The sequence below is a fragment of the Stenomitos frigidus ULC18 genome, from assembly GCF_003003795.1.
GTDB classification, from domain to species: Bacteria; Cyanobacteriota; Cyanobacteriia; order Leptolyngbyales; family Leptolyngbyaceae; genus Stenomitos; species Stenomitos frigidus_A.
In genome coordinates this window covers 1-15,874 of record NZ_PVWK01000070.1, presented here as the reverse complement: position 1 = coordinate 15,874, position 15,874 = coordinate 1, and the positions used below count along the sequence as shown (strand labels likewise).

Here is a 15,874-nt window from a genome sequence, read left to right as displayed (position 1 = left end):
CTTTGACCCAACGCTCTGCTTCCCGCCGCCTCTCGCTTGACAGGCTTCACTATCCACAGTGTCTACAGAACGATCGACGACGGACTAGCAGCTTCTGAAGCTCGATCGCCCAAAACGCCGTCATACTTCCAGCCAGACCAACCATCAACTCTTGGAAGGAGAGGGCTGTGGTTTGAAACAACTCCTGCAGTGAAGGCACATAAACCACTGCTAGCTGAGCCAAAAAGGTGAGAACGACAGCGACCAGAAGTGGTTTGTTCGAGAAAATGCCAATCTGAAAGAGAGAGTCGCGATCGGAGCGCACCGCCAGCGCCAGACTCATGCGACTGAACGCTAAGACAGAAAAGATCAGCGTTTGCCAGCTTGCCTGCCCCGCTGCCCAATACTCGTAACCAATCCACACGATCACGAGTCCCAGCACCAGTCCGACCCACACAATGTCTCTGCCCACACCGCGACTAAACACGTTTTCCGTGGGGCTGTAGGGCGATCGCTGCATCGTGTTTCGTTCAGCTGGTTCCACACTCAGTGCCAGTGCCAGCACCCCATCTGCCAACAGATTAATCCACAGGATTTGGATGGGTAGAAGCGGCAACGGCATCCCCAAAAAGGGCGCTAGCAGCATCACCCACACGCCGCTGGCATTCCCTGTAATGCTGTATTTAATAAACTTGCGGATATTGTCATAGAGCACACGCCCTTCGGCGACGGCTGCGACGAGCGTGGCAAAGTTATCATCCAGTAGCACCATGTCGGCGGCTTCTTTGGCAACATCAGTTCCACTTCGCCCCATAGCAATACCAATATCCGCTTTTCTCAACGCGGGTGCATCGTTGATACCATCTCCGGTCATCGCCACGATCTGTCCATGCGCCTGCAACGCTTGAATGATTTTGAGTTTTTGCTCCGGCGAAACGCGCGCATAAACCGAGACGGCTTGTACCTCTTCAGCAAAGGTCTCTAGCGCTAACTGATCCAGTTCGGCTCCTGTAAGGACACGATCGTGCGTGAGAATGCCTAACTGTTCGGCAATATGACGACCAATTAACGGATGATCACCCGTAATCATAATGGGACGAATGCCCGCTGCTTTGCAGGTTTCGACCGCCTGCTTCACTTCTACACGGGTGGGGTCTAGCATACCAACCAGACCAATAAAGATCAGATTTTGTTCGACCGCTCTAGCCTGTCCCACAGGCACAGATTCTAACCAGCCACAGGCAACGCCTAACACTCTTGTTCCGGTAGCGGCTAAGTCACTATTGCTGGTCAGGATGCGATCGCGCCATTCATCCTGCAATGGTTCCACATGATCCTGTACCCAGAGGTGGCTGGAGACCTCTAGCAGGTTAGCCACCGCTCCTTTGGTAAAGGCGAGGTAGGGTGTGTGGTGTGTGGTGTGTGGTTCGACGTGATCGCTCAGCTGAAGGGGTGGGGGGATCGAGATGGTTTGCATCCCGTTGAGCTGCGATGATATGACCTGATGAATCGTCGTCATCCGCTTGCGGGTGGCATCAAAGGGAATCTCCCCTACCCGTGGAAACGATTGTTCCAGCATGACTTTCGCAAAGCCGAGACGGTCAGCCGCCACTACTAGCGCCGCTTCGGTGGGGTCACCTAAAACATGCGCCTGATGAGCCTGAGTTGCATGGGACAGCAACAGTGCATCATTGCAGAGCGCACAACCTGCCACCAAGGTACTCATGGCTCCGTCCAGGGGTTCGTGATGGATGGCTCTTTGTGCAGGCTCCAGGTTAAGTCGCTGCCCGATGACCTCTAAAACAGTGACGGTCATGCAGTTTTCGGTGAGCGTTCCGGTTTTATCGGCACAAATCACGCTGACAGAGCCGAGGGTTTCAACGGCTGGTAATTTGCGAATGAGTGCCTGTTTTTCCAACATGCGTTTGGAGCCGATCGCCAGCACGATGGTCACGATAGCGGGTAGCCCTTCCGGTACGACAGCGACAGCGACACTGACGGCTGTTAAGAACATGAGTTGCAGGGATTCACCTCGCAGCAAGCCCAACCCAAAAATCACCACCACCACGCCTAAAGTGGCAATGACTAGCTTTTGTCCCAGCTTTTCCAGCCGATGCTGTAGCGGCGTCAGTTCTTGGTCTGCCTCCTGGACTAACCGCGCAATGTTGCCCAGTTCTGTCTGCATCCCGGTTTCGGTCACAATAGCGTGCCCGCGTCCGTAGGTAATGACTGTTCCCATATAGAGCATATTGCGGCGATCGCTCAATGCCAGCGCACCCTGCGTCAGTCCATAAACGACTTTCTCAACGGGTTCCGATTCGCCTGTAAAGGTCGATTCCTGCACTCGTAGCGCGTTGCTTTCAATCAACCGACAATCGGCAGGCACCAAATTGCCTGCAACCAGATTCACTAAATCACCCGATACCAGTTCATGGGCAGAAATTTCTTCCCATTGCCCGTCACGACAGACGCGAACAGTGGGTACTGCCAGCTTTTTGAGGGCAGCGATCGCTTTACCCGCGCGATATTCCTGGTTCACTCCAATCAACGCATTGAGGGCAACAATGGCTAGAATGGCCGCCGTATCCTTGTAGTCACCCAACGCCATTGAAACGATCGCCGCGACCAGCAGCAGCAGCATAGTTGCACCCGTCAATTGCTCCCACAGCATCAGCCAGGGGCTTTTGAGGGCAGATTCCACCAGCTTATTGCTACCCTGCTGCGATCGCCGACGGCTAACCTCCTGATGACTCAATCCAGTCGCTACATTAGTGTCTAACGCCGCTACAACTTGGGCTGCTTCGAGCTGATACCAGTGGCTCAACGTTGCTGCTCCTTGTTGCCCCTAAGGTTTAGTTGAGAAAAGAATTAAGGCATTGTTGAAACTGAAAGTGCTTCGGCGTAATGACGATATGGCTCAGAATGTGACCCACCGTTGCCGCTTTGTAAGTGTGTTCATTCTTACAAAGTTAGTTTCTTCCTCACAAGTTCCTCAACGTTTCTTCTTACTCTTAAGTAAGGAGGCACTCAACCATCAAAGAGCGGTACTCAAAAAAGGGTAGTGCTATACAAGTAATGTTCCAGCGCATAGATGCCGCCGAAGCGCACATATAGCTGTTGCCACAACGCTTAGGACATTGGGATCAAAGGAAGCGCACCGTTAATTCTGTGGTACTACTGGCTTTGGTTTGTGCGTGGAGGCAACGTGGAGTTCCTTTAGTTGCTTGCCATCGACGCTGGAGGGCGCACCTGTGAGCAAACAACGAGCTTGCTGTGTTTTTGGGAAGGCGATCGCGTCGCGAATCGATTCTTCGCCAGTGAGCAACATGGCCCAGCGATCGAGTCCGTAAGCAATGCCACCGTGGGGCGGTGCGCCGTACTCAAAGGCTTCTAGCAAAAAGCCAAACTTATTTTGGGCTTCTTCTTCCGAGAGACCGATCAGTTCAAACACCTGTGCTTGAACGTCGGGCTGATGAATCCGCACACTGCCACCACCGACTTCAAACCCGTTGTAGACCAGATCGTAGGCTTGAGCGCGAGCGGTTTTCAGATCGTCGAGATCGTCGAGATTGGGCGCGGTGAAGGGATGGTGGAGTGCTTCTAAGCGCTTCTCATCCGCGTTCCACTCAAACATGGGGAAGTCTGTGACCCACAGCAGATTGATTTTATCGGGATCAATCAAATTCAACTCGCGACCGAGCACCTGACGCAAGCGATCGAGCGTTTTGTTTACGGTTGCGGCATCGCCCGCTCCAAACAATAGTAGATGTCCGGCTTTTGCGCCTGTACGAGTCAAAAGTTCCTGCTTCTGAGCATCAGTGAGGTTGTCTTTGATGGCACCGATCGTATCAATCTCACCATCGTCCCGCACGCGGATATATGCCAAGCCTCTTGCGCCTGCCTCAGTCGCTTCCTTAAACAAATCGCCACCGGGCTTAATGCGGACGTTAGAGATCAGATCATTGCCGCCAGGAATGGGCAGGATTTTAACGACACCACCCTTGGCGACCGTATCGGCAAAGACCTTGAAACCGGAGTCTTTCACAATGTCTGAGACGTTGACTAACTCCAGCCCGTAGCGCGTATCAGGCTTATCGCTACCGTAGCGATCCATCGCGTCCGCATAGGTTAAGCGGGGAAATGGTTGTGAAATTTCAATACCTTTGAGGGTTTTGAAGAGATGGCAGACCAGGCCTTCATTCAGGTTGAGAATCTCTTCTTGCGACATGAAGCTCATTTCCATGTCCAGTTGAGTGAATTCGGGCTGACGATCGGCTCTCAAATCCTCATCTCGAAAACAACGGGCGATCTGGTAGTAGCGATCGCAGCCAGCCACCATCAGCAATTGTTTGAATAACTGCGGCGATTGGGGCAGCGCATACCATTCACCCGCATTCACCCGCGAGGGGACGAGGTAGTCGCGCGCGCCTTCGGGGGTCGATCGCGTCAAAATCGGCGTTTCAACTTCAATGAAGCCTTCGGTATCTTCTAGATAGCGACGGATGGTTTTGTTCAACGCATGGCGCAATTGCAGATTTTGGCTCATGCGTTCACGTCGCAAATCGAGGTAGCGATACTTGAGGCGCAACTCTTCACGCACCGTTTCTGTTTCGGCAGTAGAGACCTGAAAGGGGAGTTGCTTCCGTACCGCATTCAAAATCTCAATGCGATCGGCGTAGATTTCGACTTCGCCTGTGCCTAACCGGAGATTCAATGAATCATCAGGCCGCTTGGTCACACGACCCGCAATTTGCACAACATATTCGTTCCGCAAATCGCCTGCCTGCTGGTAAGAGCCAGGGGTACGTTCGGGATCGCTGACGACCTGGATAATACCGCTGCGATCGCGCAGATCGATAAAAATGACGCCGCCATGATCACGACGGCGATCGACCCATCCACAAAGGCTAACTGTTTCTCCAATGTGTTCGGCTCGGAGTTGACCACAGTAATGGGTTCGCATGGCTGGTTGAAATCTGCTGCAATGGGGATGATGGTTTTGGTCTCAATACGCCTCGGAGAGCCGATCAAGGTATGGCGCTCGCCGCCTCGATAAGGTCTTTCAAGAAATCCGGTTCCCCTGAAGTTGGGTATTAACCAAGCGGTACTGAGTTTAGTCTAACGATTGATAACAACAGTAACTCGGTCGCCTCAAGCATTAAAAACCTCACCATTATGCCCCATCTGAACCGCACTTCGTTGGTTCCTAAAGATTCAGCAGTTTCCCTAACGCTGACGGCATTGGCAGAATGATGATGAGCAGCAGTCCCAGCGCTAAGATGCCCCACAGATCGCGGCGGTTGTCTAACTCCGTCACGTCATTCAGCGCGGGTTCGTCGGTAGCAGGCATTAGAAAGAGGAGGATGGCCCAGACCAACAGATGGGATTGGACAAAGGAGAGCGCTAGCAGCAGCAACCGAGCAATCTGCCCGATCGCGGTTCCGGCACGCTGCCCAAACATCGCATGCACGATATGACCACCATCCAATTGTCCTACAGGCATCAAATTAAAGGCTGTCACCACGATCCCCAGGCAGCTAGCGACAGCAACCGGATGGAGGTTAAGGCCATAACCCGTCGTCAGCGCGTTGCCGAGGGTTAATTTACTCAACAGCGCTAACAGCAGCGAAAAGTTAGGATTGAGTGCCTGAAAGTTAAAGGCTTCTAGCTTCTCAGGCAGTCGCACCACTTCTGAATGCGCTAAACCCCACAAAAGCAGTGGCAGGGCAACTGCAAAACCGGCGATAGGACCGGCAATGCCCACATCAAAGAGGGCGCGGCGGTGAGGAATAGGCGATCGAATTTGGATGAACGCGCCAAACGTGCCAAAGGGAAACAGTGGAATCGGGATCACCGGAATGAAGTAAGGCAAGGTTGCCTTGATTTTGTACCGGCGCGCGGTGAGATAATGCCCCAGTTCATGAATGCCCAAGATCGTCATTAACGTCAGCGCATAGGGCAAACCTGTAACCAGTGTTGCAGAGGAAAGCTGTACCGCTTTTTTCCCCAGATCCAGCCAGGCTAGCGTCGTCGTAAAAAAGGTAGCGATGAAGAGACCGATCGCCAGAAACGGTCGAGTGATGATCTCCCGGCGTCGCTTCTCAGCAGGCACCGAAGCATCAGCAGTTCCCTCCTGTGCGCGTGGGTTTGGCACGAGCACAAAAAACGGTTTTTGGTTCGCACCCTCTTGGAAGACCAGATAGAAGCGATCACCAAAGACTTCCGCTACATTCTCTTGAATCGTTTGATAGGCGACCTCTGGCTTGCTCCGTAGCTGCCCACGACAAATCACTGCTTGCGGACGATATTCCACATTTTGCAGATAGTAAATTGACCAGGGAAAGCAGTTTTGCAGGCTCGTTTCTTCTGCTTTGTCGATCGGGCGGGGGCTACTTGGAATCGTTACAGCCTCCTTTGTCATGGCTGGGGGCTGCTCTTGCCCCTCGGCAGCAGCTGAATTAACTGGAGGCGGCACAATGCGATTCCGCTGAATCAAGAACCAGTACACCAGTAAACAAACACCCGACAAAATAAGGATGGTCTGTGAGGGCATCGGTTTCCCCTTTGCCAAGACCCAACCGCTCGACACGATCGCTGGAGCCATTGCCACTAGCCATAGCAGCCAGACGGGCGATCGAGTGACACTAGCCACACGTTGCACGATAAAGTAAGTGATTAGTCCCAGTAGGAACAGCAAAATTAACGGATTCATGCGCCTAGTCTCGTCGGGCTGGAAGAACGAACTGCCTGAAAAATGACCATAAAAATGACCATATAGTCTGAGTTTAAAAGCCAGCAGACAGAAAAGCGACCGTATCTATAGCAATCCTAAAGGAGTTCTGTACAGAAGGAAGCGCTAACTGTCAGCCATAGCAAACGATGGCTACCCATCAAACGAGCGAGACTACTGTAAAATGCGACAAACGTTAATACAGTAGAAGTCAGGATTCAGGAGTCCAAAAGGCAGCAGCAAACGTTCTCAGACTTAGATGTGTACTTCATTTAACTGCAAACTGCTAAACCTGGTTCCTAAATCAATTGGCTCGATCGCGAGCTTTTTCCACCACGGTTTCGTTTACTCTTGATTAACCAGTGTCTTCAGATTTTTCTCCTACCGCTTCACCCAGTCTGCCTCAGCCGTCTGCAAGTCAAACAGTCTCTACCCCTAAACAGCCCCGATTGTTGCTGCGCCAAGGGAGCGATCGCTCAGCCATTTTTGCCTTCCCACCCAATCGGGAAACATTAGGTGGGACTGCTTATCTTATTGTAGAAGCGGTCAACATTCTAGTGGACTGTCCTGCCTGGAACGACGTAACGCAAAACTTCTTGCAAGCACAAGGCGGCGTCCATACGCTCTTTCTGACTCATCGTGGTGGTATTGGCCAAGCTCGCCAGATCCAGCAAGCCTTGGGCTGTCAGATTGTAATGCAAGAGCAGGAGGTCTACCTGCTGCCAGGGCTAACTGTCACACCGTTTGGACAAACCTTGACATTGACGCCTAAAAGCTATGCCCTGTGGACACCTGGGCACTCTCCTGGTTCTTCCTGCCTGCATCACAGCGACTATGGCGGCGTGTTATTCTCTGGTCGCCATTTGTTACCCAGCCCTCAAGGCAATCTGTCACCCCTCAAAACGCCAAAAACCTTTCACTGGCGCAGACAGTTAAATAGCGTTCAGATGCTTTTAGACCAGTTCACCCCTGAGACACTGCAAAGCATTTGCCCTGGTGCCAACATCGGTTTTCTACGCGGTCGATCGCTGGTGGAGAATGCGTATGAGGAGTTGGGGAGAGGAAAGGCTGAAGGCTGAAGGCTAAAGGCTAAAGGCTGAAGGCTGAAGGCTAAGGGCTCTAAAGATTATCAAAGCTCATTTGTGACTCTTGATTCCCGACTCCTCTCTTTGCAACTTAAAACTTTTATCCTTATATCCTTCATCCCTTAGCCTTTCCTCCCTCCCCTTTCGCTATAGAATTTCTCTTCTCAGTCCGTTAAACTCTCTACCATCGCATAAGGAGTCGTTGCTGATGACCCACGACGTAAGCCAGTGGTTGACTGAGATTAAAACGTTGCGGCAGCAGTTAGCCGATGCCCAACAGGAGCGCGAGCAGGCGTATGCTAGTGCTGCGAATTGGCAGCGGCTTTACGAAACAGAAGCGCAGCAACGGCGAAATGAAGCCGCCTTAACGCGTCAGACGATCGCCGACTTGAAGCAAGAAATACAGGCACTCAAAGGATCTGCGCCCACTGAAGGCACAGCAACTACTGACGTAGCGACGATTCGAGCCGAGGTTGCAAAGCTACAAACGATCGCCGAACTCCAGGAAGCGCTGATTGCGGCATTAGCTGAGCGCGATCGCCTTGCTCAAGCACTCAAAACGGAACAAACCGGCCACGCGCAAACGCGCAAAGGCTTGACGACTGCACTGGGTGACGCGATCGATATGCTCTCGAAAGATAAGGGATGAGGCTAAAAGCTAACAAGAGGAGTCAGCGGTCAGCGGTCAGAATTAACTCAAAACTCAAAACTTATCCTTCATCCTTTCTCCTTTAGCCTTTCTCTTTCTCATACGAACACCAGTCGCTCCAGCTTCCGGCATAGAGTTTGCCCGTTTGGATGCCAGCCAGTTCTAGAGACAGCAAGTTCGCGCAAGCAGTCACGCCGGAGCCACAGTACACCAGGATTTCTTCAGCCGACTGCACTGTTTCCCATCGTTCACGTTGTGCTGCTAATGGGAGCGCATAGCCGTTTGCATCCGTAACTTCTTGCCAAGGATAATTGACGGCTCCGGGAATATGCCCTGCGATCGGGTCAATCGGTTCGTGTTCACCTCGGTAGCGTTCTGGTTCGCGTGAGTCAACTAAAACGACTCCAGACGAACCGTTTCGTGCTTTCACCGCTTCAATGTTTACGACTTGATCAGGGTTCGGTCGCGGCACAAAGGTTCCCGCTTTGGGTGGGGGAACAGCCTGCGTGACAGGGTAGCCAGCAGTGTTCCAGCCTGCGAAACCACCATCCAGCACAGCAACGCGATCGTGCCCCAAATACCGCAGAAGCCACCACAACCGTGATGCAAAGGCTAGACGTGAGTCATCATAGGCAACGACCAGCGTCGGTTCTGGTGACGAATGAACTCCCATGGTCGACAGACGGCTCGCCAGTTGGGCAACATCTGGCAGCGGATGTCGCCCTCCGTGCTTGCCTATGGGGCTGGATAGATTCTGGTTTAAGTCCAGGTAAACGGCTCCTGGAATGTGGCCTGCCTGGTATTGCTCTTGCCCTAACGTCGGCTGCATCAGAGAGAAACGGCAGTCTGCGATCGCCACCTGCGGATCGTCAAGATGATCGTGGAGCCATGCCGCTGATACCACTGAAGAAATCATGAGTACATCGTTGGAGGATAAGGTTTAGCCATCAGCTATCAGCTATCAGCCTACTACTTCGCAGCAGCAAGCCATAGCCTTTAGCCGTCAGTCGGAAGCTATCAGCCGTCAGTTTCTAGCCTCCTCTGCTTCTACCGACCCTGCCCCCTACCACTTTCCAAAAACTCACAACTCAAAACTCAAAACTCAAAACTTTTTCTGCCCTCTGCCCTCTGCCCTGAACCTCTTCAAGCCTGGTTACTCATGCAACCAACCCACACGACTCCGCTATTCTTTAGACAGATGCTTTGATTTGCGTCACTAGAGGCTACGACCGTGAAGTCATTGGTTCGGTTGGGTATTGCCCTCCTCCTCATTCTGCTTGGCTTGGTGAGCTACTGCAATAACACAGATAAAAACCCCATCACGGGTGAAAAGCAGCAGGTGCAACTCTCGCCACAGCAGGAGATCACACTGGGGTTACAGGCGCGACAGCTGATGACGATTCAGTATGGTGGCTTCTATCCAGACAAGCTGTTGCAGCAGTATATCGATCAGGTCGGTAAGCAGGTAGTAGCCAGATCGATCGCGTCCAAATCTCCCTACCCCTTTGAATTTCATCTGCTCAGTGATGCTCGTACGGTGAATGCTTTTGCCCTGCCTGGTGGACAAGTCTTTTTGACGATCGCCTTGCTCAAACGGCTGACCTCAGAAGCGCAACTGGCTGCGATTTTGAGTCATGAAGTGGGACATGTGGTCGCGCGTCACGGCGCCGAACATTTGACTAAGCAGGCGTTCATTCAACCGTTGCTGACGGCTGTTAATGCAACAGCTACGACTGATGTGACTACTGATCAGGCTACCGTCATAGCACAGGCAGTAAATCAACTGGTTAGTCTGCGCTACGAACGCAATGATGAATTAGAAAGCGATCGACTGGGGTTGCGCTTTATGACTGAAGCAGGCTACGACCCACAGGGCATTGTGCAACTGATGCAACGCCTCGACGCCTTTCGCCGGGATGGAAAGCCGCCTGCTTTCTTCAGCACCCATCCCAGCCCCGATAACCGCGTCAAACGGCTCCAGACGCTGATTACTCAGACCTATCCGCAGGGCATTCCCAGAAATCTTAAGGACAACCGTGAGGCTTTTGCTGAGATTGTGCAAACACGGTTTTAGAAAGGATGAGGGATGAAGAGTTTTGAGTTTAGCCCTCCCACTCCCCACCCTCCCAATCTCCCACCCTCTCACACCCCACTCCCCACTCCCCACTCCACTCCTCCGCTATCGTAGGAATATGAGGAATTCCCAACGAAACCGACTGAGGCAGCGCTGGCAGAGTTTGCGGCAGTCGCTGTCGATGTATCAATATTGCGGACGCGCGATCGCGTTAGTGTGGACGACGAACCGCGCGCTGACCATTGCTTTAATGGTGCTAACGCTGGTAGCGGGTCTGCTGCCGGGTGCGATCGCCTATGTGGGCAAGCTCATTGTGGATGGCGTTGTGCTGGCGGCGCGATCGGGCTTGGCGAGCGATCGCTGGCACACACTGACGTATTTAGGCATTGAAGCAGGACTGATCGCACTACAGGCAGGTTGCAAGCAGGGTTTAGCACTGTGTCAATCCTTGCTGCGGGCGCTGCTAGGGCACAAAGTCAACGTGCTGATTTTAGAGAAAGCACTGACCCTCAATATTTCGCACTTCGAGGATTCGGAATTTTATGACAAGATGGCGCGGGCACGGCGAGAAGCCTCCAGTCGCCCACTGAGTTTGGTCGGACGCACCTTTAGCCTAGTGCAGGACACCCTTTCGCTCATTACCTACGGAGGTTTACTGCTGCATTTTTCTCCCTGGGCTGTCCTGGTGCTGATGGTGGCAGCGGTTCCTGCCTTTATTGCCGAGACGCGCTTTGCCGGAGAAGCCTTCCGATTGTTTCGCTGGCGTGCCCCGGAGACTCGGCAGCAGAACTATTTGGAATGGCTGCTTTCTAACGACACCGCTGCGATGGAAGTCAAGCTGTATCAGCTCGGCCCGATGCTGCTCCGCCGCTATCGTGACATCTTCCGTCATCTCTATGGCGAAGACCGGGATTTGACGATTCGGCGCGGCTTATGGAGTTATTTTTTGGGACTATTGAGTACCCTTGCCTTCTATGCTGCCTATGTATGGATTGTGTGGGAAGCGATCGCTGGAGCAATCTCGCTCGGCGACCTCACGATGTATCTGGTCGTGTTTCGTCAGGGGCAGTCAACGTTTGCTTCTGTGCTGAGCGCGATCGGCGGGATGTACGAAGACAGCCTTTACCTATCGAATCTCTATGAGTATTTAGAACAACCCATTACCAAACCGATCGGGCATGCTACGCGAGGGCTTTTACCGGGTGATGGACTGCGCTTTGAAAAGGTCAGCTTTTGCTATCCCGGCAGCACTGAACCAGCGTTGAAAGACGTCTCGCTGCATTTGAAACCAGGTCAGAAACTGGCGATCGTTGGCGAAAACGGTTCGGGTAAAACAACTCTGATCAAACTACTGACACGCCTTTACACCCCTGACAGTGGGCGTGTTGTGCTCGATGGCTTGGACGTGCGCGAATGGGATCAGGATGCGCTTCAGCAGCGCATTGGCGTCATTTTTCAAAACTTTGTGCGCTACCAATTTACGGTTGGTGAGAATATTGGCGCGGGTGATGTGGCGTTTATGGAAGATGAGCCCCGCTGGCAGGATGCTGCCGAAAAAGGCACAGCGCAACCCTTCATTGAGGCGCTCCCCGACAGCTATCACACCCAACTGGGGCGATGGTTCAAAAGCGGACGGGAGCTATCGGGCGGTCAGTGGCAAAAAATAGCGCTCTCCCGCGCCTTTATGCGCACAAAAGCCGACATTCTGGTGTTGGATGAACCGACGTCAGCGATGGATGCCGAAGCCGAAGTGCGCATTTTCGACCACTTTCGCGCGATGACGAAGCAGCAGATGGCGATTCTGATCTCTCACCGGTTCTCCACTGTGCGAATGGCAGACCAAATTATGGTGCTTCAGGCTGGTAAGGTCGTTGAGCAGGGCACACACGATGAACTGCTGCGATCGAGCGGACGCTACGCCCAATTATTCGCCCTGCAAGCCGCGGGATATCGCTAACTGTTCACGCTTTTCCTAGCGTCTGCCGATTAATCTCCAGAATCGGACAGAACAGGCTGGCTTGAATGGGTGTCAAATGCTGTTGGACCACTTCTTGCATGGCTACATACGTAGCATTACAGCTTTTCTGAGCGCCAAAGGCTTTCATGATCGTTTGAAACCAAAAGAGAAAGCGTTCGCGCAGAGTCTCAGGGTCATTCATGAGCATGGCGACGGCAGAGTAGCGCAAAACTCGAACGGTATCGCGCTTCCATTTAGCACTCACATCATCATTGCCACTGTTAAAAAGACTGGGATCGAGCGATCGCATCTTTGCCTCTACTTGCTGCACGATCGCCGCTTCCGCTGACTGAAGTTTTTGATACGTTTGCACTCGCAGGCTAAACGACTGCATGTAGTCACCGACAAATTGCAGTTCTTCATCGCTGGCATAGCGACCATCTGTGTCCAGGCTTAATTTCTCTAGCTGACTCAACATTTGCACGCGCTCCAACGGCTTAGATGGGCTCAGTGTACCCAGACGTAACGATTTGATCGCGCTCAAGCGCTTTCCAGCTAGTAAATTACCCATTCTTTAGCCGTCTCACTTAAGGATGCAAGGCTGGATGCATGGCCTTGCGTCTCTGCAGGAGGGACACGTTGCAGGCAATTTGGATGCACTACGGAATCATACTGCCGTAATCAGGCAAAGTTCATGAAAACAACACAGTCGCCTTACAGTATCAACACTGAAATCAAAGAAATCCCACCAAAGGGGGAACTATCCTGATTGATTGGCTACTGCTAAGAAAGAAATGGGCAGACCATTAGCCAGGGACTTTCTAAAATGCTGGATGCGATCGCCCAGACGTTAGCAGAACAAGCTGCCAAGCCTGTTGCACCTGCCAATGTCAACCCACCCCAGGCTGCACTGGTCGCACCACAGCAAAGGGCTGTCCCTGTAATCAAGCCTGTTATCAGTGCCCCTGAATCGCTCTGGCCTTCTTTTTCTCAGTCAAAACGCAGTGCCACGACGGCTCAGTCCACAGGAGCAAAAAGCATCAGCACTGACACCAAGACTGAAACGCCAGCGAACACGCCTGTAGCAAAAAGTGTTCAGCCTACTACCAAAAATGACCCGGTTGCTGACGTTGCTGCGGTTACGGCAACTCAGCAAGCCACGATCAACCAGAGATTGGTGTTGAAGCAACGGCTGGCAGAGATTGTTGCTAAAGAGAAAACGCTGAAAGAGGCAAAGTTACGGGCAAATCTTGAAGCGCTGGCGATCGCGGTGGCTCAAGAAGGACAGTTTGCCCAGGCGCGTCAAATGGCTCATGATGCAATGCTGCCTCCTGAAAATCAGGTAGCGCTGCTGGCTCAAATTGAGGCGATCGAGACCAAACAACGACCGACAAAGGCTACACTAGCGCGTCAGAAACCACTGCCAAAAGCACCAAAGTTATTAGCTGAGAAGGTTAAAGCCTGGGTGCCGACCACGGTTCCAGGCCGCTCACTCCCATCCGTGCTGCAATTTACGCCCCCACCGTCCAGCCCGTCGTATAGCTACGTGACGCCACGTGAACCGCAGTACGTTCACTACGCGCTTAACGGCCTTGGTCGTGGGATTGGTGGCATTGGCATAGTCGTAGACGATAGTACCCTTAACTTCAACGGGCAAAATTGGACGGGAGCCTATGAAACAGGCAGCGGTTTCAATCCGGCCGAACTATGGAAAGGGCTGAGCTTCATCTTTCCTTTAGCCGTGCCTGCACCCATTACATCAGGCTTTGGTTGGCGAGTGCATCCGATCAGGGGCGATCGACGCTTTCATAACGGTACTGACCTTGGTGCGCCAATGGGTACACCTGTTTTAGCAGCGGCCGATGGTAAGGTGGCGCTTTCCGACTGGCTTGGCGGTTATGGGCTCGCTATCATTCTGTCCCATCAAGAGGACACGCGAGAAACGCTGTACGGCCACCTTTCACAGGTTTTTGTCAAGCCGGGGCAGTGGGTCGAAAAAGGTACTGTGATTGGGCGAGTCGGCAGCACTGGTCTATCGACAGGACCACACTTGCATTTTGAACTGCGGCAGAAAACCTCAACTGGTTGGCAGGCGATCGACCCTGGAGTACAGTTGAAATCGGCTCTGGCTCGTTTGGTGAAGGCAATGCGGGAAGGCTAAAGCATCTGGTGCTGAGTTTTATCGTGATACGTGATAAATGATATGTGTCGTCGCATTCAACCAGAAGAGACAACGCTATGGAGCACTCCAATCCTGCCATTCCAGCCCTTTCATACGGCTAAAGTGGCGCTGATTATGAGTGATGAGAACAAGATTATTTGCAATGGCAATGCCAGCAATCAGCAGATCAATATCATCTACTGGTGTACCGCGCTGACGAAGTGTAGCGTAAAGGTTAGCAGACTGATGAACGGATTCAGTCGTTAAGGGCAGAATGCTGCTTTGAGCCGTAAACGCCAAAAACTGAGATAGTTGCCGCTGGGCATCGCGGTGTTTTAAACCGCTAAGAATTTAGTAGTAAGTAATGATGCTGATTTGGATGCGAGGATGTTCCTTGAGATAGGTCTGGAACTGAGAAACGACAGCAGTATTCCCCCGAAAGAACAGAGACAGAATATCAGTGTCAATCAGAGTTGCTTTCACGATCTCGTCTCTCTGAAAAAGCTTGCTGGCGTCGATCGTGGACGTCGTTGAGGAGATCGCTGTAGATACCTTCAGGCAGATCGCTCCAACAGCCTGCGAAGGACATCGGATTAGCAGCAGTGGGTTCTGCACTTACCCGAAAGCCATGTACCAGTTGGTACAGTTCAAGGATTTTATTGTCTGGAATGTGCTCAATTTCTTCCCAGACCTTGGCTCTCAGATTAGCGTGATTCATCTAAGTAAGATTTCCTCAGGCAGTTAGGTTTTACTTATTGTGCCATGTCTGATCTGCTCTCATAGCAAGATGGCTTGCGTGATCGCCCCTGGTACAGTTGAAATCCGCTCTGGCGCGATTGGTGAAGGCAATGCAGCGGGCTAACGGTGAAGTTAGGCGGCGATCGCCCCTGGCGCACAGTTGAAAGACGCCTTATCAGGTGCAATATCTAAACTGTTTTGTGAGCTTTAGCCTCTATTTTTCAGGAGCGATCGACTCTACTTTTAACCAAGAGGGTGCGGATTCTGGAAAACTTTGTGACTCAGGCACAATCAGATTTGGCTCATCCAGAGTTCCCACCGTAATAGATACGTACTCTGAACCATCATCTAAGGCACAGATGCCACTACCACAAACCGGACAAAAGCCTCGTTGGGTTGTTTCACAGGTTCGATACAGGGCTAGTGGTCTGTCAATTAATTGTTGACGGGTCACAAGGGGGTAAAGTTGAGAAGGATTCCCTTGCCTTCAATTGAATGACG

14 protein-coding genes are annotated in these 15,874 nt (G+C 52.2%); 5 read left to right on the top strand and 9 right to left on the bottom strand.

Annotated elements, in window-relative coordinates; all coding sequences use genetic code 11:
• Positions 1-49 precede the first annotated feature (49 nt).
• The 3 genes from C7B82_RS12455 to C7B82_RS12445 form a co-directional block, all read right to left on the bottom strand.
• On the bottom strand, positions 50-2,803 hold the full coding sequence (locus C7B82_RS12455) for a cation-translocating P-type ATPase (RefSeq protein WP_106256613.1): 2,754 nt from the start codon (positions 2,801-2,803) through the stop codon (positions 50-52).
• A gap of 336 nt (positions 2,804-3,139) precedes the next feature.
• A complete protein-coding gene (aspS, locus tag C7B82_RS12450; protein ID WP_106256612.1) occupies positions 3,140-4,942 on the bottom strand; it encodes an aspartate--tRNA ligase in 1,803 nt (600 codons plus the stop codon).
• Positions 4,943-5,185: 243 nt separating this feature from the next.
• Positions 5,186-6,691: a site-2 protease family protein gene (locus C7B82_RS12445; RefSeq protein WP_106256611.1), complete on the bottom strand. Its 1,506-nt coding sequence runs from the start codon at positions 6,689-6,691 to the stop codon at positions 5,186-5,188.
• Between the two features lie 380 nt (positions 6,692-7,071).
• Between C7B82_RS12445 and C7B82_RS12440 the strand changes: the two genes are divergently transcribed.
• Complete coding sequence (locus C7B82_RS12440) at positions 7,072-7,788, top strand: MBL fold metallo-hydrolase (RefSeq protein ID WP_106256610.1); 717 nt, start codon at positions 7,072-7,074, stop codon at positions 7,786-7,788.
• Between the two features lie 214 nt (positions 7,789-8,002).
• Positions 8,003-8,443: a hypothetical protein gene (locus C7B82_RS12435; protein WP_106256609.1), complete on the top strand. Its 441-nt coding sequence runs from the start codon at positions 8,003-8,005 to the stop codon at positions 8,441-8,443.
• A gap of 82 nt (positions 8,444-8,525) precedes the next feature.
• On the opposite strand, the gene C7B82_RS12430 is transcribed toward C7B82_RS12435, so the two are convergent.
• A complete protein-coding gene (locus tag C7B82_RS12430; RefSeq protein ID WP_106256608.1) occupies positions 8,526-9,359 on the bottom strand; it encodes a sulfurtransferase in 834 nt (277 codons plus the stop codon).
• Between the two features lie 315 nt (positions 9,360-9,674).
• On the opposite strand from C7B82_RS12430, the gene C7B82_RS12425 reads away from it, so the two are divergent.
• Complete coding sequence (locus C7B82_RS12425) at positions 9,675-10,517, top strand: M48 family metallopeptidase (RefSeq protein WP_106256607.1); 843 nt, start codon at positions 9,675-9,677, stop codon at positions 10,515-10,517.
• Positions 10,518-10,635: 118 nt separating this feature from the next.
• The gene (locus tag C7B82_RS12420; RefSeq protein ID WP_106256606.1) at positions 10,636-12,474 is read left to right on the top strand and encodes an ABC transporter ATP-binding protein; all 1,839 of its coding nucleotides are present in this window, start codon (positions 10,636-10,638) and stop codon (positions 12,472-12,474) included.
• A gap of 4 nt (positions 12,475-12,478) precedes the next feature.
• Here the strand turns inward: C7B82_RS12420 and C7B82_RS12415 are convergent, their stop codons facing one another.
• Positions 12,479-13,045, bottom strand: coding sequence for a globin family protein (locus C7B82_RS12415; protein ID WP_339375203.1), 567 nt, complete (start codon positions 13,043-13,045; stop codon positions 12,479-12,481).
• A 255-nt stretch (positions 13,046-13,300) separates the two neighbouring features.
• Between C7B82_RS12415 and C7B82_RS33755 the strand changes: the two genes are divergently transcribed.
• Positions 13,301-14,635, top strand: coding sequence for a M23 family metallopeptidase (locus C7B82_RS33755; RefSeq protein ID WP_106256605.1), 1,335 nt, complete (start codon positions 13,301-13,303; stop codon positions 14,633-14,635).
• A gap of 75 nt (positions 14,636-14,710) precedes the next feature.
• Here the strand turns inward: C7B82_RS33755 and C7B82_RS33150 are convergent, their stop codons facing one another.
• The 4 genes from C7B82_RS33150 to C7B82_RS12395 form a co-directional block, all read right to left on the bottom strand.
• The gene (locus tag C7B82_RS33150; protein WP_339375204.1) at positions 14,711-14,986 is read right to left on the bottom strand and encodes a PIN domain-containing protein; all 276 of its coding nucleotides are present in this window, start codon (positions 14,984-14,986) and stop codon (positions 14,711-14,713) included.
• Complete coding sequence (locus C7B82_RS34270) at positions 14,987-15,118, bottom strand: PIN domain-containing protein (protein ID WP_281258968.1); 132 nt, start codon at positions 15,116-15,118, stop codon at positions 14,987-14,989.
• Positions 15,099-15,353 carry a hypothetical protein gene (locus C7B82_RS12400; protein WP_106256604.1) on the bottom strand — a complete coding sequence of 85 codons (255 nt, stop codon included), beginning with the start codon at positions 15,351-15,353 and terminating at the stop codon, positions 15,099-15,101. The genes C7B82_RS34270 and C7B82_RS12400 overlap by 20 nt, the downstream gene beginning before the upstream one ends.
• 234 nt (positions 15,354-15,587) lie before the next feature.
• The gene (locus C7B82_RS12395) at positions 15,588-15,827 is read right to left on the bottom strand and encodes a GFA family protein (protein WP_106256603.1); all 240 of its coding nucleotides are present in this window, start codon (positions 15,825-15,827) and stop codon (positions 15,588-15,590) included.
• Positions 15,828-15,874 lie beyond the last annotated feature (47 nt).